Origin of the sequence: Francisella hispaniensis FSC454 (genome assembly GCF_001885235.1) — a bacterium.
In the GTDB taxonomy this organism is placed as follows: Bacteria; Pseudomonadota; Gammaproteobacteria; order Francisellales; family Francisellaceae; genus Francisella; species Francisella hispaniensis.
Map to the genome: position 1 here is coordinate 1,411,569 of NZ_CP018093.1, position 18,255 is coordinate 1,429,823.

Genomic DNA, 18,255 nt, shown 5'->3' on the forward strand with positions numbered 1-18,255 from the left:
GTTCAATAAGAACTTTTTAATATTAACAATTAAATATCTTCTTTAGAGTTAGAATCATCAGCTACTTCTGATTCATCTCCATTAGGTGCTAATGGAGCTATAATCTTACCGATATCTTTTGGTTTATAACTATCACCATATTCACCTGGCTCACGTACTGGACGTCTAGCCATTAGGTCATCAACTTGTAACGCATCTATAGTTTCATATTTCATCAATGCATCAGCCATAGCATGAAGGATATCAATATTCTCTTCTAGCAATTGTTTAGCCTTAACATAACTTGTAGTTATTAGTTTACGTACTTCAGTATCTACTTCTCTGATAGTAGAGTCTGAAAGTTTAACAGATTTACCACCACTACCACCAAAAGGTCCTTCATCTTCAACATCATACAGCATAGTTCCCATAGCATCAGATAATCCCCAACGAGCAACATAATTACGTGCAATATCAGTAGCTACTTGAATATCATTAGAAGCGCCAGTAGTTACATGATCATAACCAAAAATAAGCTCTTCTGCTATTCTACCACCAAAAATACTACATAAACGTCCACGCAATACTAGTCTACTTTGGCTAACAGTATCGCCCTCAGGCATATACATTGTAACACCAAGTGCTCTACCTCTAGGTATTATACTTACTTTATAAACCGGATCATGCTCTGGCATTAAACGACCAATAATAGCATGACCTGCTTCATGGTAAGCTGTAAGCTTTTTCTCTTTTTCAGTCATTGCCATACTTCTTCTTTCGGAGCCCATTAGGATTTTATCTTTAGCCTTTTCAAAATCAGCCATTGAAACTTTATCTTTAGACTCTCTTGCAGCAAATAAAGCCGCCTCATTAACAAGGTTTGCAAGTTCTGCCCCAGAAAATCCTGGCGTGCCTCTTGCTATCCAATCAGCACGAACATCTTCACCTAAAGCAACTTTCTTCATATGAACTTTTAGTATTGCCTCACGCCCTTTTACTGTTGGTAAACCAACTGTAACCTGCCTATCAAATCTACCTGGTCTTAGTAATGCTCTATCTAAAACATCTGGTCTATTAGTAGCAGCTATTACTATTACACCTTCGTTATCAGCAAAGCCATCCATCTCAACGAGCATTTGGTTAAGAGTTTGTTCTCTCTCATCATTACCGCCACCCATACCTGAGCCACGATGACGACCTACTGCATCTATTTCATCAATAAAAACTAAGCAAGGAGCTTTCTTTTTAGCTTGTTCAAACATATCACGAACACGCGACGCACCAACACCAACAAACATCTCAACAAAGTCAGAACCTGAAATTGAGAAAAATGGTACTTTTGCTTCACCTGCAATAGCTCTAGCTAATAATGTCTTACCGGTACCTGGAGGACCTACCATTAACACCCCTTTAGGAATCTTACCGCCAATCTTTTCATATTTTTTTGGCTCACGTAAGAAATCAACTATCTCAGCGACTTCCTCCTTAGCTTCATCAACACCAGCAACATCATCTAATGTTACCTTAATCTCATCTTCACCAAGTAACTTTGCTTTACTCTTACCAACAGAGAATGGACCACCTTTGCTTCCACCACCGGCTTTTACCATCATATAAATGAAAAAGCCAAAGATTAGTAGCATTGGTAACCAGTTAAGCAAGAATGCCAAAAATATATTAGGTTTTTCTGGAGCTTTTGCTTTGACTATAGCGTTACTATCTTCTAATTTATTAACTAAACTACCATCTAGTAATGGTGCATAGGTTACAAAACTCTCGCCCTCGTTAGTTTTACCTGTGATAGTTCTACCATCGACATTTACAAGGCTAATTTGATTATCTTTTAATTTAGAGATAAACGTCGAATAATTTATACTTTTAGATGATCCATTTGTATCATTAATACCATTGAAAAGCAGTAGCATCCCACCAATGATTAAAATCCAAAAAATAATATTTTTAATCATATTATTTTTATTATCATTATTTTGTGCCATATATTTATTTAACCCTTTCTTCCTTATGAAGCTTAATACTAAATTTTAACTAATATACTATAGTAAAAAAATTCATTATTAGCTAGTCGTTTTGCAAAATAATTGTATAATAATCTTATAATTATAGCGCAATATAAGCGATAATACTCTTTTATATTACTTACTTATATTTTGTTTATCTCCATACAAATTATATTGGATCAAAATTAAAAAATGGACAAGAATAAAATAGCCGCCTATACAATAGGTTTAGTTATGCTTATTGAACTAATTGATGGTTCTGCACTAAACACTGCACTACCACAAATAGCAAATGACTTACATGTAAATGCTATAACTCTAAAAGTAGCAATTACTGTTTATTTGCTTGCTTTGGGATTATTTATTCCAGCATCTGGATGGATATCAGATAAAATTGGCAGCAAAAATCTATTACTACTCTCAATCACTGGCTTTATGCTCTCATCTATAGCATGTGGGCTATCGACTAATCTTATTAGCCTGGTTATCTTTAGAGCTATTCAAGGTGCTTTTGGTGCTTTTACCGCACCTGTTGCCCGTTTAGCAATGGTTAGAATCTACAAAAATGATGTACTCACAGCAATGTCGATAGTTGCTGTAATAGCAGCGTTAGGACCAATGCTTGGACCTTTATTTGGAGGAGCGATTACTACTCATATTGGCTGGAGAATGATTTTTTTCATCAATGTCCCAATTGGTGTAATAGCTATAACTTTGATCTATCTATATCTACCTAACATTACTTCTCTCACATTACAAAAATTTGATTTCAAAGGCTTTATCATTATTGGTACATCTATCGCACTAATATTGTTTTTTATAGACTTACTGATAGATACTCACCTTGCTCATATAAAATGGTTGCTACTTATCTCTGCAGTTTTCCTTTTTGGTATATACATACGCCATGCTCAGCGTTTGAAAGATAATGCTGTTATTAACTTAACTATTTTTAATAATCGTTGTTTTAGGTATTTTACTATAATTAGTTCAACCTCAAGACTTTTAGTAATGGGGATGTCGTTTATTTTTCCACTATATCTACAAACCAAGCAAGGCTTTAGTGCTTTTGAATCAGGGTTATTCTTAATGTTCTTTTTGATCCCCGCTTGGTTTGTTAAAAAGTTTGTAAAACAAGTTTTAGCTAGACTACACTTTTATAAGTTTTTTATTATTTGCCTATGTCTAATGTCAACTACATATTTAGGTATTGGCTGGGTTTTTATTCATTTTAACTTGTTAATTTTCGCGATACTATTGAGTATGCTTGGTTTTTGCTTTGGGATGTTCACAATGATTAGTAATGCTGGGATATATAACTCTATACAAAATGATAATTATATGAGCGCAGCAACTGTCATAAATAGTTCGATAATCCAACTCACAAATGCATTTGCTATTTCTTGGGTTGGAATAGTTCTGGCTACTTTTTCAGGAATTAGTCATATTAATTTCGATTCCATAATATCACTATCAGCTTTTGCAGCAGTTCAATTTACATACTCTATCGGGCTTTTAGTGATTTTAATTTATGTAATATTTTATAGGCCCAATAATTTAAATAGTGTACCAATATCTTAGTTCAGCTAGAGTAAATCTTTAATGTACTTACCAGTATATGATTTTTTACACTTAACGATATCTTCTGGAGTTCCTTCAAAGATTATCTGTCCCCCTTTACCACCACCTTCTGGACCTAGATCAACAAGCCAATCTGCCATTTTTATCACATCTAAATTATGCTCAATGATCACTACAGTATTACCTCTATCACGCAGATCCATGATTACTTTTAGAAGTTGATGAATATCATAAAAATGTAAACCAGTAGTTGGCTCATCTAATATATATAAGGTTTTACCAGTTGAACGTTTCGATAATTCTTTTGCTAATTTAACTCTTTGAGCTTCACCGCCAGAGAGAGTTGTTGCACTTTGACCTAGCTTAATATACGACAGCCCAACATTCATCAAAGCTTCAAGCTTAGTCTTAATACTTGGTACTGCATCATAAAATTCAAGCGCCTCTTCAACAGTCATTTCTAATACTTCGTAAATATTTTTGCCTTTGTATTGCACTGCTAAAGTTTCACGATTATAGCGCTTACCTTGACAAACATCACAAGCAACATATACATCTGCTAGAAAATGCATCTCTACTTTTATAACACCATCACCTTGACATGCTTCACATCTTCCACCACGAACATTAAAGCTAAATCTTCCAGCACTATATCCCCTAGCTCGAGCTTCTGATGTTGCAGCAAATAGTTCACGTATAGGTGTAAAAACTCCTGTATAAGTTGCTGGATTTGAACGTGGAGTTCTACCAATCGGTGATTGATCTATGTCTATAACCTTATCAAGGTGATTAAACCCTTTATGTGAGCTATACGGCATTGGCACTAAAGTACTTCTGTTTAACAACCGAGATGCCAAAGGATATAGTGTTCTATTTATAAGCGTTGATTTACCTGATCCTGAGACACCTGTCACACATGTCAATGCACCAAGAGGGATTTTAAGATTATCTCCTTGAAGGTTATTACCAACTGCACCATTTATTTCTAGATAACGATTTTTACTAGCTTTTAGTCTAGTTTTAGGAACTTCAATTTTTCTACGACCACTTAAATAATCTGCCGTTAAAGACTTTTTACTCTTGAGTATAGTTTCATAACTACCAGCAGCAACCACCTCACCACCATGTACACCTGCCATTGGTCCCATATCAATTATATAGTCTGCTTGGCGAATTGCATCCTCATCATGCTCAACAACAATTACAGTATTACCTAGATTTTTAAGATTATGCAAAGCATCAAGCAAACGTTGATTATCCCTTTGATGAAGACCAATCGATGGCTCATCTAATATATACATCACACCAACAAGACCAGCGCCTATCTGACTTGCTAAACGAATACGCTGAGCCTCACCACCAGAGAGAGTATCAGCCTGTCTTGCTAAGCTTAAATACTCTAGTCCAACATTTGCCAAAAACTCTACTCTTAGTTTGATCTCTTTGAGTAAATTCTCTGCGATAACTTGTTGTTGACCGACAAACTTTAGACTATCTAACCACTTTAATAACTCATCAATAGGCAAAGCACAAACATCAGCTATATTCTTATCAGTAATAAATATATTGCGTGCGTATTCATTAATTCGCGCACCATTACAAGACTTACATTCAAGGTTACTCATAAGCTCATAAAGATCTTTTTTGACCATATCTGAATCAGACTCATAATATCTGCGTTCAAAATGAGGTATAACACCTTCAAAAGGTTTAATACGCGTTTGTCTACCCCCTCTGATAGAATCAACACTCATTACGATAGCTTCGTCACCAGAACCATATAAAATTATTTCTTGAATTTTCTTAGGTAGCTTCTCAAATTGCTCATCTAAAGAAAATTTATAGTGCGTTGCTAAAGACTCTAATTGAGAAAAATAGTATTGATTAGTTTTATTCCACTTAGCTATAGCACCATGCTTAAGTGAAATTGATGGATCTATAATAACCTTTTGCTCATCAAAAAACTCTTTAACTCCTAGCCCATCACAACTACTGCAAGCACCCAATGGACTATTAAAAGAGAAAATTCTTGGTGATAATTCTTTAAGTGCAAAATCGCATAAAGGACAAGCATGTTTTGATGAAAATAAGATATCATCTCCAGTTTGATTCGCCATATCTGCTAATTTGACAATACCATTGCCTAGATCTAAAGTTGTTTCTATTGATTCAGCAATACGTTGCTCGTTATCTTTTTTGGGTTTAAATCTATCAACTACTACATCAATATTATGTTTTTTATAACGATCTAATTCCGGATAATCTTCATCAAGGTTATAAAACTCACCGTTTATACGCACGCGAATATACCCTTGTGCTAATATCTTATCTAGCAAAGTATGATGTGTACCTTTTTTTTGAGAAATAATTGGCGCTAATATCATCAATCTTGAATCTTCATCAAACTCCAAAATTTTATCAACTATTTGGCTAATAGTTTGAGCCTTCAGTTCTATTTGGTGTATGGGACATTTTGGTGTACCAGCTCGCGCAAAAAATACTCGCAGATAATCGTATATCTCTGTTACAGTTCCAACCGTAGATCTTGGATTATGAGATGTTGTCTTTTGATCTATTGAAATAGCTGGTGAAAGTCCTTCTATATGTTCAACATCTGGTTTATCCATCATTGATAAAAATTGCCTTGCATATGAAGATAATGACTCAACATACCTTCTTTGGCCTTCAGCATATAAAGTATCGAAAGCTAATGATGATTTACCAGAGCCGCTTAATCCTGTGATAACAGTTAGCTTATCTCGTGGTATCTCAACATCAATATTTTTTAGGTTATGGGTTTTTGCGCCCTTGATGATAATTTTTTTCATAAAAATTCTTGTAAAGAAATATAGATTAGGTTTTTAGGTTATTTATATTCTACAGCTACGATTTCGTATGTAACTTTACCTTTAGGTGTATCTAAACTAACCTCATCGCCTTCTTCTTTTTTTATTAAAGCACGAGCTAAAGGTGCAGCAACAGATATTTTATTATTATCTATATCAGCCTCATCTTCACCGACTATTTTATAAATGGTCTCTTCTTCAGTATCAACATTCATAATTGTAACTGTAGCTCCAAATATTACCATACCATTTGCTTGAATTTTTGTAACATCAATCACTTGAGCATTAGATAACTTTGACTCGATATCTTTAATTCTACCTTCGATTATACCTTGTCTTTCTCTAGCAGCATGGTATTCAGCATTTTCTTTTAGATCGCCATGATCACGAGCTTCTGCTATAGCTTCAATAATTGCTGGTCTTTCTATTTTTTTTAGCTTTTCTAACTCAGCCCTTAAAGCTTGTTCTCCTGCTGGAGTCATAGGTACTCTATCATTTGCCATTATTATATTCTCCTTTTATAACAAAACATAAAACTATTCGCAGGTATATAATCCACCACCATCTTTAGTAGGACTATCAGTATATACTACCCTACCAACTAGATTTGTAATCAACGCGGCCTGATACTTGTTTGATCTGTCACAATATGTGATATTACCATTGCCAGTTGCCATAAATCCATTTGGATTAATCCTTATAGAACTAGGGTTTCCTGCTAGATTAATATAGATATGCTCACCATGTCCTTGTGGCATATTAGCTATTATTGTATCCTCGGGATTATAAATATCAGTTCCATCAGCGCTTTCAAATGCTACGATAGGATCGTCACCCCATGAAGTTGAATTTTCACATGCAAAACTATTTTCATCTAACTTGCCAGTTCCATCAAAACTATCTGGTGTCGCTGCGCATACAACAACAGTTTTACTATCAGTACGAGCTTTAATAACACCATATTCTATTAACTTTTGTAAATTAGTTAAGCGTGTTTCAGCAAATGTCTTATAGTAAAAAGTAAACGAGCTAATTGCAGCCATCATAAGTATAGTCATGATAGCAATAACAACCATAGTCTCAACTAATGAGAAGCCTTTATTTTTACTTATAATCATCTATTTATTTATTACCTTTGCTATTAGCTGTCTAGTTGATTCATCTAAGTTTTGATACTCAATAGATGAATCATCATTCATAGCTTTTAGTATGTTCTTACCAAGTTTCTTACCAAGCTCAACCCCCCATTGATCATAGCTATTGATATCCCATAACACACCCTGCACAAATATCTTATGCTCATACATAGCAATCAAGGCACCAAGACTATATGGACTTAGCTCATCAAGTAAAATCGTAGTACTTGGTCTGTTACCTGGTATAACCTTATGAACCGCAAGCTCTTTTGCTTGAATCTCGCTTAAACCAGATTTTAACAGCTCATTATAAACCATATCATATGATTGTCCAAACATTAGTGCTTGTGACTGTGCAAAACAGTTAGCAAGTAAAGCTTGTTGGTGATTATCATAGCTATGATGACTAGTTGCAACAGCAATAAAATCAACTGGTATAAAAACATTACCTTGATGTAAAAGTTGATGAAAAGCATGCTGACCGTTAGTACCAACACCACCCCAAAGTACAACTCCAGTTTGATAATTGACAGTTTTACCAGCAACATTTACTGATTTACCATTACTTTCCATATCTGCTTGCTGAAGATAATCAACAAAATAGCAAAGTCTCTCGTCATAAGGAAGTAAAGCTTGTGACTGGCTATTATACGCGCAATTATAATAACTTGCTAGTAATGCCATAATCACGGGAATATTTTTAGCAAATTCAGTTTCTTTGAAATGTTTATCTACAGAGTAAGCTCCAGCTAGTAATTTCTCAAAATTATCATAGCCTATAGCAAAAGCTATCGACATACCGATTGACGACCATAATGAATAGCGACCGCCAACCCAGTCCCACATTTTATAACAATGCTCTAAATCTATACCAAATTCCTTAACCTTATCCAGTTTACTCGATATCGCAACAAAATGATTAGCTACAGCTTTTTCATCCTCATAATGATCTAATAGCCACTCTCTAGCTGAAATAGAATTTAGTAAAGTTTCCTCAGTTGAGAATGATTTTGAAGCTATGATAAACAAGGTAGTCTCAGGATCAACAACATGTAATGCTTGTAATAGCGAGTCAGCATCAACATTTGAAACAAAGTGAACTTTTAAACCTGTAGAATGATAAGGCTGCAATGCTCTAACTACCATTTTAGGACCAAGATCTGAACCACCAATCCCAATATTTATTATATCAGTAATTTTTTTACCAGAGAAACCGCGCCACTGACCAGACACTACTTTTTCAACAAGGTCTTTTACACGCTGCTTTTCTTTTATTACTTCTTGACGAATATCCTGTCCATCAACAACTAATGGCGTACCAGATAAATCACGTAATGCTGTATGTAATACAGCCCTATGCTCAGTAGAATTAATCTTTGCACCACTAAACATCTGTTTAATTTTATCTTTAAGGTTAGATTTTTCTACAGACTCTAAAAGAGATTTTAAAATATAATCATTAATAAGATTTTTTGAATAATCAAAATATATATTTTGATGTTTTAGAGAGAACTTCTCAACTCTTTTATCATCTTTACTAAACTCATTTTTAAAGCTTATATTTTGCTCTTTTAAATATTTTTTAGAATCATCACAAAATAGCATTTAATCTATCCTTATATTTTGCATGTGATATAAACAATAAAATATCTCCACCTGAATAAGATATTTCAACCTTATCCTCTGTAGCATAATTTCTTGCGCCTGTAGTAGTATCTATACTTAAGCTCTCGCCGCTTAAAGGATACCTTAAACCATTATAATATATATTCTCTGCATATCCAAAAGGCATAACAGAAAACATCTTACCAACAACACCGCTTACAGCAAACTTTTTAGGTATAAAAAAATACCTTGAATAAATATCTATAAACTCAATCTCTATCTTTTGCTTATAGTTTTTAGCAATGCTGATATTACATAAAAAATGATCCATCTCGCCTTCAGAAGCACCAAATACAAAGACCTTTGAAATTCCAAGAGAAATCAAATAATTAAGAGATTTCTCAAAATCAGTCGAATATTGATCAGTATCAGTTAAAAACAAATCACTTTCTGATACAACAAATGAGTCAAAATCTCCAATTACTTTTTTTATTTTTGAGTTTAAATGTAATGATTCTTTAACTTTTTGATAAGCTCCATCAGCACAAAATATATCAAGTTTTGCAAAATTATCTTCGATATATTTCTCACAAAATAACAGATCCACTCTACCATTTAGAAAAAGTATTGCTTCAGACATTGAGGTGTTAAATATTAAGTAAAATTTAATAGATTATAACTTATTAAAATGATAATTAAGAGGTTTTAAGACTGATAATTAGGTGGCTCTTTAGTAATCGTGACGTTATGTACATGCGATTCATTAAATCCAGCACCTGTAATCTGTACAAATGTTGGTTCTGTTCGCATTATTTGGATATCTTTTGAGCCAGTATAGCCCATACTAGATTTCAAACCACCAATTAACTGATGAATTACTGCTGATAATAAACCTTTGTATGGCACTCTACCTTCAACACCTTCTGGTACAAATTTTTTTGCTTCTGTTTCACTTTGGAAATATCTATCAGATGAACCTTTCTCCATTGCACCAAGAGAACCCATACCACGATATGACTTATAAGAGCGACCTTGGAAAAGTTCTACTTCTCCTGGTGACTCTTCAGTACCTGCAAAAAGCCCACCAATCATAACTACAGATGCTCCAGCAACTATAGCTTTTGCAATATCTCCAGAATATCTAATACCACCATCTGCTATCACAGGTACTCCAGTTCCCTTTAATGCCTCAGCAACATTAGCTATCGCAGTAATTTGTGGTACACCAACACCAGCAACAATTCTGGTAGTACAGATTGAACCAGGTCCAATACCGACTTTAACAGCATCCGCACCAGCTTTAACAAGGTCTTTAGCCGCTTCTGCTGTAGCGATATTACCACCGATAACCTGAATATGTGGATAATTCTCTTTGACCCACTTAACCGTATCTAGTACACCTTGTGAATGTCCATGAGCTGTATCTACAACGATAATATCGACTCCCTCAGCTGCTAATGCTGCAACACGCTCTTTAGTATTAGCAGCAGTTCCTACAGCAGCGCCAACTCTCAAACGACCAAGAGAATCTTTACAAGCATTTGGTTTATTTTGTGATCTTTCGATATCTTTAGTTGTAATAAGACCAACTAACTCGCCTTGTTCATTAACTACAAGTAACTTCTCAATTTTATGCTCATGAAGTTTCTTTTTAATCGCTCCTTGAGAAGCATCCTCAGGTACTGTTACAAGCTTTTCTTTAGGTGTCATAATAGAGCTAACAGGCTCATCTAAATCTTTTGCAAATCTAAAATCACGCCTTGTGACAATACCTATAATTTTATTATTATCGTCAACAACAGGGAAACCGGAAAAGTTATGTTCTTTTGCCAGTTGCATAATCTCTTTAATTGAGCTTTGTTGTTTAATGGTAATCGGATCAATCACCATCCCGTTTTCAAATCTTTTTACCTTTTTAACTTCTTGTGCTTGAGCTTGGATAGACATATTCTTATGAATAATACCAATACCACCTTCTTGGGCTATTGCAATAGCCAAGCGTGACTCAGTAACTGTATCCATAGCTGCAGATACTAAAGGAATATTTAACTGAATATCTCTAGTTATATTGGTCTTCAAATCAACTTGATGAGGAAGAACATTTGAATATCTAGGCGAGAGCAATACATCATCAAAAGTGATTGCTTGTTGGGTAATTCTTAACATTTTTAATCTCCGTAATTAAAATCTAAAGAGTATGAATTTAATTACAGAACTATTTTATCATATAAGTAAAAATATGCTAGGAATAAGTATTAGAATTTATTATTTCGCTTGAGATATCAGATAATGAACTAATAACGGAACAGGCCTACCTGAGGCTTTACAGCTTGCAAAATCTCCCATTGCAGAACCAGCAATATCAAGGTGCGCCCACTCGTAATCTTCAGTAAATTTTGATAAAAATAATGCAGCAACTATTGAACCTGCAGACCTATCACGACCACAATTATCCATATCAGCAACTTTACTTTCTATTTTTTTAAGATATGGTTTATGTAAAGGTAATCTCCAAATTAAATCATTAGAAGCATTAGCTGCTTGTTCAAGGCTATTAGCTAACTTATCACTATTAGCAAACATCCCAGAGTAGGCATCTCCTAAAGAGATAATCATAGCACCAGTTAACGTTGCTAAATCAATCACTGCCTTAGGCTTATATTTACCAATATAAGTGAGTGTATCACACAAAACTAGCCTACCTTCAGCATCTGTATTACTAACCTCAACAGTGATACCTTTCATACTCTTTAGCACATCACCAGGTCGATAAGACCTTGCATCAATGGCATTTTCTGCAAGTCCCATAACTCCAACAACGTTTATTGGTAGATTTAGCATTGCTATAGCTTTCATAGTTCCCATTACAGTTGCAGCACCGCCCATATCCATTTTCATCGAATCCATACCAGCTGCTTGTTTGATACAAATGCCTCCATTATCAAAAACTAAGCCTTTACCGACTAAGACTATAGGAGCATCGCCTTCATTACTACCCTTATACTCCATACACACAGTATAATTAGACATATCAGAACCACGACCTACAGCTAAAGCACATCCCATACCCAACTCTGCCATAGCATCTTGATCAAGGTAATCAAGGCTAAATGTTGCATATTTTGATGTTAGCTCTCTTGCTTCGTTTAGCATATAATCAGTAGTACATATATTTGCTGGAAGATTTTGCAAGTCCTTTGCATAATTTTGACCACAAGCAATAGCTGAACCTATTTTTGCTGAGTCTTCTATATCCTGATCACCTGAGTAAACTAATTCAATTTGTTCTAACGAGTAGTTTTCTTTCTCGGTTTTTAATTGATCAAAAACATAAGTTTCAGATATTAAAGCTCTAACTGTATCTAAAGTAAACTGCTTAGCATTACCATTTTCAAACGCATAATCAATATCTACAGAAATTTCTTTGATAGCTAACTTTTTGAGCTGTTCTGCTGCTTTAGCAATGATTTTGTCATACTCTGAAGCAATAAAATCCTGCCTTAAACCTAAACCTAAAAGAATAACTACTTTATCACCATGTAATAAAGGCAAAACTTCGCCAGATTTTGCTTTAAAAACATTTCTAACAAGCAATGTTTTTGAATTTGGGCATTTTGTTTGCTCAACTAGCTTTTGTAAGTTTTCTTGAGCAACTATCATTAGCTCAGCAGCTAATGTCGATTGGTTATTAACAACTATTTTCATTAAAGCTCCATTAGATCTATTAATAATGATTTCCCAAATATAATAACAAAAAAGACATTTTAACGCATTAAATTTAAAAGCTAGTAATGTTATCTACTGACTTTTACTAATAAAAAATATAAAATTGCTAGTAGCGTTATTATTATAAATACATAGTGGCATACCTTGATTCTTGAAAAATATTACAATAAAGATATAGTTAATACCTTTACATCTATCACATTATTTATAATATCTATAGTATCAGCTAATCTACTAATTAGACTCTTCCAAGAAGCCTATTCACAAGGTTTAGGAATCGATTCAATTGCTAAGTTTGTCATATTAACAATACCAGAAAATGTAAGCTTAGTTGCTCCTATCGCAATATTTCTGGCGATTATTATTTGTTTTGGTAAATACTTCGCTAACAATGAAATGTTTGTGACTCTTGCTGGTGGTATCACATGGATGCAAATAGTCAAAAATACTTTAAAACCTGTAGTTGCATTGACTATAATAACACTTATAACAGTGATGTATTTAAATCCTCTTTCAAAACAAACTCTGGATATTTACAGAGCATCCTTATCTGCGAAAGCTCTCTTATCATCGATAACTGATAAGAAAATAATTAAAGCTCCTGATGGTAAAATCATTTATATCAGTAATAAATCAGGAAATACTTTGTCAGACGTTTTTTTATATCAAAATACTCCACAAGATGGCGAGTATAAAGTTATGACTGCACCAACTGCAAAAATTGTCTCTGATAAAACCGCTGCTTATATAGATTTTATGGATGTGAATATTTATACAAAAAATTCCCAAAATTCTGAGTATAGTCACGATAATGCTAAAAAAGCTATATATACGATATTTGATAATTCTGATCGTGATTATAATCATGATAGAGTAGATAGACTATATATGCACACGCTTATAGAAAATTTTAATGATAAAGATAATGGTACCGCATTTAAAGCGGAATTTTTTGGACGTATTAATAACGCAATATCAGTGATAGTATCTTCACTTTTAGCTCTAGCTCTTTGTCGTCTACGACCAAGACAAAATAAATATGCCAAGCTTTTACCATCAGTAGTCGTATTAGCTATATACTTATGTACAAATATGTTTATTAATACTCTTATGGCAACTGGTAGTATGCCTGTATGGATAGGTTTTTGGCTACCTCATATCTTTTTTATAATTTTTGCTGTTAGAACAATTAGAAAAGATAATGGATCTTCTAAGAGGGAAAAATAATGTTATTAAATAGAATTGATCGTTATATTTTTAAGACCGTATTTAGCAGCTTTCTTATAGTTAGTATAATTTTTTGTATTTTATTTTTTATCTTTACATACTTAGCTCAAGTAAGTAACAATACCGCTAATGTAAGTAATTTTGAACTTATCATAAATACACTAATTCAACTTCCAGGTATCTTATATACACTACTACCTGCATGTGCTATGGTTGGCGCTCTTATGGGCTTGAGTCTTCTTGCAAATAATTCAGAGATAATTGTACTTAGATCTTTTGGACGTTCTACAGCTCAAATTGCTAAGGGCGTAGTCTTAGTTGGTATTATTGGCTCTATAACAACTATAGTTTTTGGTGGCTATATAGCCCCAATTTTACAACGCCAAGTAGATACTAATATGGTTACATATAATACTCATGATCTATGGTTTAAAACTCCTGATGGTTTTATGAATATTGCTAATATAGAACCTACTAAAGGTAAAGCTTATGGGATTAGAAAGTTTATGGTGCAAGATAATAAGGTTAGAGAAATCCGTTATGCAGAAAGCGCAACTTACATTAACGACGCTTCAGCTAATGTTTTTAACATAAGTAAAATTATCTTTCCTTCTAACGATGGTCAAAAACATATTGATATAGTTACAAATATGACTAATGCTGTATGGTCAAACCCTATACCTATTTCAGTAGCTAAAGTAATCACTATAAATGATAATGATTATTTAAACTTCTCTCAACTTACCAGCTATATGCTTTCGAATAGCCAAGCTAAAGATTCGATATCTTTAAAATTTTGGCAAGAAGTTTTTCAACCATTAGCTTTGATGATATTAATCCTACTTTCAGTGCCTCTTAGTATTGGTTCGACAAGATCATCAACACTGATACTTAAGCTTTTACTTGGAGCATTTTTTGGTTTTGCATTTTTTATCATAAACCAAATATTTGGTCCTATTGCATTAATTTTACATTTACCACCAATACTTGGCGCTGCAGGACCAACTGTTATAGCGCTAATATTGTTAATATATTTATTTATAAAATCAAAAGAAACATAAAAATAATATGAATATCGAAAAATTTTCCCTAAATAATGATTTAGATATCTATATAAAAAAGATATAAGAGCACCTGTAGTTTTAGCACAAATATGGTACAAAGTCGGCTCAACATACGAGCCTGAAAAACTTACAGGCATATCTCACATGCTTGAGCATATGATGTTTAAAGGTACAGATAAATATTCAAAAGATGACTTGAATAGCATAGTTGAAAATAATGGCGGTATTCAAAATGCATTCACAAGCTTTGACTACACTGCATACTACCAATTTTGGCATAAGAAAAATCTCGAACTAAGCTTATCTATAGAATCTTCACGAATGACTAATTTATTGTTTGATGAAAATGAGTTTATTCCTGAAAGAAAGGTAGTTTTAGAAGAAAGAAACTTACGTGTTGATGATAAAGCTTTCAGTTATGCTTTTGAGCAATTTATGCAACTTGCGTATCAAAAAAACTCGCGTCATACTCCTGTTATCGGCTGGCGTGAAGATATTGAAAACTATACTCTTAATAGTCTCAAAAAATGGTATCAACAAAATTATGCTCCAAATAATTCAAGTATTGTTTTAGTTGGAGACATTGATACAGCTTCAGCACTGTCAATGGCTAACGATTATTTTGCTAGTATCCCAAAATCTCAACTAATAGCTCCAAAAAAAGAACCAAGCTTAATTAATATTGGTCATAGACATTTAAAAGTAAAAAAATCTCCAAATGATACTGCTGCAATAATATTAGGATATATTACACCTTCTTTAACGACAGGTTATCAAGATAATGATCCGTTTGCGCTACTAGTTCTTAATAATATTCTTGGAAATGCTGATGCATCAATACTACAGCAACAGTTAGTAAGAGAAGAAAATCTATGTTGCCATATTGATAGTGAGTATTCGCCATTTATAAAAGGTGAAGAAGTTTTCACAATTACAGCTATAGCAAATCATGCCCAAGAGCTAGATATTATTCAAGATAAAATAGAAACCATTGTAACTAAACTTAGAAATAAAGGTATTACTACAGAACAGCTAAATCGAGCAAAAGTAACTATCAAAGCCGATAAGGTATTTGCGATGGATTCTCTAGAAACTCAAGCAAATCTGATAGGCTCTTTAGCCAGTATTAACCTAGATGTTGACTACTATAAATACCTTGAGAAACTTTACGATGTAACAGTTAGTGATGTTAATCGTGTACTTGATAGATATTTTGATAAACAAAATCTTACATCTCTACATTTATTAAGGGATTAAAAAATCATGATCTATAAATTTAATATTGATAATACACCCATATATTTTCAAGAATCGCAAAACTTACCAATGTTAGATATTCAGCTTAATTTCAGAGCAGGATCAGCTTTTGATGGTAAGCTAAGTGGTTTAGCTGATTTAGCTGTAGGTATGTTTGCAACAAAGACACAAAATTCTAGTGAGCAAGAACTGATAAATAAAATTACCGATAGCGGAATATCAATTCACGCTGAAACTACTAAAGAGTTTTTTAATATCAAAATACGTCTTCTTAATGATAGTAATATTATTACCAATACTCTTAAGATATTAGAAGAAATTTTCACAATACCTAGTTTTGATTCTAATATTTTAGAAAGGGAAAGAATCCAAACATTAACACATATTGATTATTTAAACCAACAGCCTAACTACTTAGCATCACTAGAATTCTCAAAAAATCTCTTTAGCAATAACCCATATAGTTACCCTACTATAGGCTATAAAGAAACTATTAGTGACATTGATACTAAAGATATCGAAAAATTCTTTGATAGATATATTTGCGCTGATAATGCAAATATCTGTCTTGTCGGTGCGATAAATCAGACTCAAGCAGAAAATATCTCTAAGCAGCTAGTGAGCTTTTTGGCAAAAGGTCAACAAAATACTCAAAAATTCTCTCAACAAGCAAATGAGGAATTAACTATAAAAAAAAGCTTTCCAAGTAAACAAACAGCGATTTTGCTAGGACATCAGCTACTTATAGACATTGAAGATCGATTGTATTTCCCATTGAAACTTGGTAATGAGATACTCGGTGGTGGCGGTCTTAACTCTTTACTTTTTAATAAAGTTCGTGAAGAACTTGGTTTAGTTTATAATATTGGTAGTACAGCAAACGTCAACCCAGATTATGGCAGTTTTGTAATATCTGCACAAACTAGTAACCCCTCTTTAGCTCTAGCAACTATAAACGATGTTTATAATGACTTTATTAGCACCGCTATAGATAAACAAACTTTGGCAAACTCTAAAAAACACATTGAAGGTACTCATTTACTTAGCTGTGTCAAAAATAGTTCTAAACTAAATATGCTCTCATCTATAGCAAACAAAAATCTACCTTTAGATTTCTTTGATAATTATGTTGAGAATATCTGTAGTGTTACAGCCGAAGAGATACATCAGGCTTTCTTAGCAGTACAAACTAATAAAGTCATAACGGTAATGATCGGGGATGTTGAATAAGTGAAAACCAATTCTATCCGTGTGATTGCTGGTAAATACAAAAATCGTAGGTTGAAATTTCCAAACACCAATGGTTTACGACCAACATCTGATCAACTAAAAGAAACGATTTTTAATTGGTTAAGTCCATTTATCCATGATAGTATTTGTATCGATGCTTTTGCTGGTAGCGGTAGTTTAGGGATAGAAAGTATCTCACGTGGAGCTGCTAAAGCAATTTTTTATGAACTTAATTTCAAAGCACTACTACAAATTAAAGAAAATCTTAAAACTCTCGCTATAGAGAATTTTGAAATATATAAAACAGATAGCATCCGAGCTCTCGCTAATTTAAATATCCCAAGTTCACGCTTAATTATCTTTTTAGATCCACCTTTTAATAAGGATATTGTTCCACTAGTACTAAAATCAATACTAGAAAATCCATATATCTTAAATCAAACATTAATATATATTGAGACTGAAAAAACAGCTGAATATAGTCTTGAAGGATTCGATATTTTAAAAGAGAAAAATACTACAAATATTTCAGCAAAATTAGTATCAAAAAATCATTTAAATTCTAAAAATAATCTCTAAAATATAG

At 33.3% G+C, this 18,255-nt stretch carries 13 protein-coding genes and 1 pseudogene; 6 read left to right on the plus strand and 8 right to left on the minus strand.

Going from position 1 to position 18,255, the window contains the following annotated elements; all coding sequences use genetic code 11:
* Positions 1–29 precede the first annotated feature (29 nt).
* On the minus strand, positions 30–1,976 hold the full coding sequence (ftsH, locus tag FSC454_RS06975; RefSeq protein WP_066047126.1) for an ATP-dependent zinc metalloprotease FtsH: 1,947 nt from the start codon (positions 1,974–1,976) through the stop codon (positions 30–32).
* A 213-nt stretch (positions 1,977–2,189) separates the two neighbouring features.
* Here ftsH and FSC454_RS06980 point away from each other — a divergent pair, with 213 nt between their 5' ends.
* Positions 2,190–3,578: an MFS transporter gene (locus tag FSC454_RS06980; RefSeq protein WP_066047124.1), complete on the plus strand. Its 1,389-nt coding sequence runs from the start codon at positions 2,190–2,192 to the stop codon at positions 3,576–3,578.
* Between the two features lie 5 nt (positions 3,579–3,583).
* On the opposite strand, the gene uvrA is transcribed toward FSC454_RS06980, so the two are convergent.
* The 7 genes from uvrA to FSC454_RS07015 all read right to left on the minus strand — a co-directional run bounded on the left by uvrA (position 3,584) and on the right by FSC454_RS07015 (position 12,870).
* Complete coding sequence (gene uvrA / locus FSC454_RS06985) at positions 3,584–6,406, minus strand: excinuclease ABC subunit UvrA (protein WP_066047122.1); 2,823 nt, start codon at positions 6,404–6,406, stop codon at positions 3,584–3,586.
* A gap of 38 nt (positions 6,407–6,444) precedes the next feature.
* Positions 6,445–6,927 (minus strand): transcription elongation factor GreA, encoded by a 483-nt coding sequence (gene greA, locus FSC454_RS06990; protein WP_014547925.1) that lies wholly within the window; start codon positions 6,925–6,927, stop codon positions 6,445–6,447.
* A gap of 33 nt (positions 6,928–6,960) precedes the next feature.
* On the minus strand, positions 6,961–7,542 hold the full coding sequence (locus tag FSC454_RS06995; protein WP_066047119.1) for a pilus assembly FimT family protein: 582 nt from the start codon (positions 7,540–7,542) through the stop codon (positions 6,961–6,963).
* A complete protein-coding gene (gene pgi / locus FSC454_RS07000) occupies positions 7,543–9,165 on the minus strand; it encodes a glucose-6-phosphate isomerase (RefSeq protein WP_066047116.1) in 1,623 nt (540 codons plus the stop codon).
* Complete coding sequence (locus FSC454_RS07005; RefSeq protein ID WP_066047113.1) at positions 9,152–9,805, minus strand: thiamine diphosphokinase; 654 nt, start codon at positions 9,803–9,805, stop codon at positions 9,152–9,154. The genes pgi and FSC454_RS07005 overlap by 14 nt, the downstream gene beginning before the upstream one ends.
* A gap of 65 nt (positions 9,806–9,870) precedes the next feature.
* Positions 9,871–11,331 carry an IMP dehydrogenase gene (gene guaB, locus FSC454_RS07010; RefSeq protein ID WP_066047110.1) on the minus strand — a complete coding sequence of 487 codons (1,461 nt, stop codon included), beginning with the start codon at positions 11,329–11,331 and terminating at the stop codon, positions 9,871–9,873.
* Positions 11,332–11,430: 99 nt separating this feature from the next.
* Complete coding sequence (locus FSC454_RS07015; protein ID WP_066047107.1) at positions 11,431–12,870, minus strand: leucyl aminopeptidase; 1,440 nt, start codon at positions 12,868–12,870, stop codon at positions 11,431–11,433.
* A gap of 165 nt (positions 12,871–13,035) precedes the next feature.
* On the opposite strand from FSC454_RS07015, the gene lptF reads away from it, so the two are divergent.
* The 5 genes and pseudogenes from lptF (at position 13,036) to rsmD (ending at position 18,248) form a co-directional block, all read left to right on the plus strand.
* On the plus strand, positions 13,036–14,118 hold the full coding sequence (lptF, locus tag FSC454_RS07020) for an LPS export ABC transporter permease LptF (protein ID WP_066047105.1): 1,083 nt from the start codon (positions 13,036–13,038) through the stop codon (positions 14,116–14,118).
* Entirely contained in the window at positions 14,118–15,179 is a 1,062-nt protein-coding gene (gene lptG / locus FSC454_RS07025) for an LPS export ABC transporter permease LptG (protein WP_044247265.1), read from the plus strand. Before lptF ends, lptG begins: the two co-directional genes overlap by 1 nt.
* 7 nt (positions 15,180–15,186) lie before the next feature.
* Positions 15,187–16,439, plus strand: a pseudogene (locus FSC454_RS07030) (M16 family metallopeptidase).
* A gap of 6 nt (positions 16,440–16,445) precedes the next feature.
* A complete protein-coding gene (locus tag FSC454_RS07035) occupies positions 16,446–17,669 on the plus strand; it encodes a M16 family metallopeptidase (protein ID WP_066047100.1) in 1,224 nt (407 codons plus the stop codon).
* Positions 17,670–18,248 (plus strand): 16S rRNA (guanine(966)-N(2))-methyltransferase RsmD, encoded by a 579-nt coding sequence (gene rsmD, locus FSC454_RS07040; RefSeq protein ID WP_066047097.1) that lies wholly within the window; start codon positions 17,670–17,672, stop codon positions 18,246–18,248.
* The last annotated feature ends 7 nt before the right edge of the window (positions 18,249–18,255 follow it).

Excerpts from the sequence above, each read along its gene's own strand:
- ftsH (WP_066047126.1), bottom strand. The coding sequence starts at position 1,976 with ATGGCACAAAATAATGATAATAAAAATAATATGATTAAAAATATTATT.
- FSC454_RS06980 (WP_066047124.1), top strand. The coding sequence starts at position 2,190 with ATGGACAAGAATAAAATAGCCGCCTATACAATAGGTTTAGTTATGCTT.
- uvrA (WP_066047122.1), bottom strand. The coding sequence starts at position 6,406 with ATGAAAAAAATTATCATCAAGGGCGCAAAAACCCATAACCTAAAAAAT.
- greA (WP_014547925.1), bottom strand. The coding sequence starts at position 6,927 with ATGGCAAATGATAGAGTACCTATGACTCCAGCAGGAGAACAAGCTTTA.
- FSC454_RS06995 (WP_066047119.1), bottom strand. The coding sequence starts at position 7,542 with ATGATTATAAGTAAAAATAAAGGCTTCTCATTAGTTGAGACTATGGTT.
- pgi (WP_066047116.1), bottom strand. The coding sequence starts at position 9,165 with ATGCTATTTTGTGATGATTCTAAAAAATATTTAAAAGAGCAAAATATA.
- FSC454_RS07005 (WP_066047113.1), bottom strand. The coding sequence starts at position 9,805 with ATGTCTGAAGCAATACTTTTTCTAAATGGTAGAGTGGATCTGTTATTT.
- guaB (WP_066047110.1), bottom strand. The coding sequence starts at position 11,331 with ATGTTAAGAATTACCCAACAAGCAATCACTTTTGATGATGTATTGCTC.
- FSC454_RS07015 (WP_066047107.1), bottom strand. The coding sequence starts at position 12,870 with ATGAAAATAGTTGTTAATAACCAATCGACATTAGCTGCTGAGCTAATG.
- lptG (WP_044247265.1), top strand. The coding sequence starts at position 14,118 with ATGTTATTAAATAGAATTGATCGTTATATTTTTAAGACCGTATTTAGC.
- FSC454_RS07035 (WP_066047100.1), top strand. The coding sequence starts at position 16,446 with ATGATCTATAAATTTAATATTGATAATACACCCATATATTTTCAAGAA.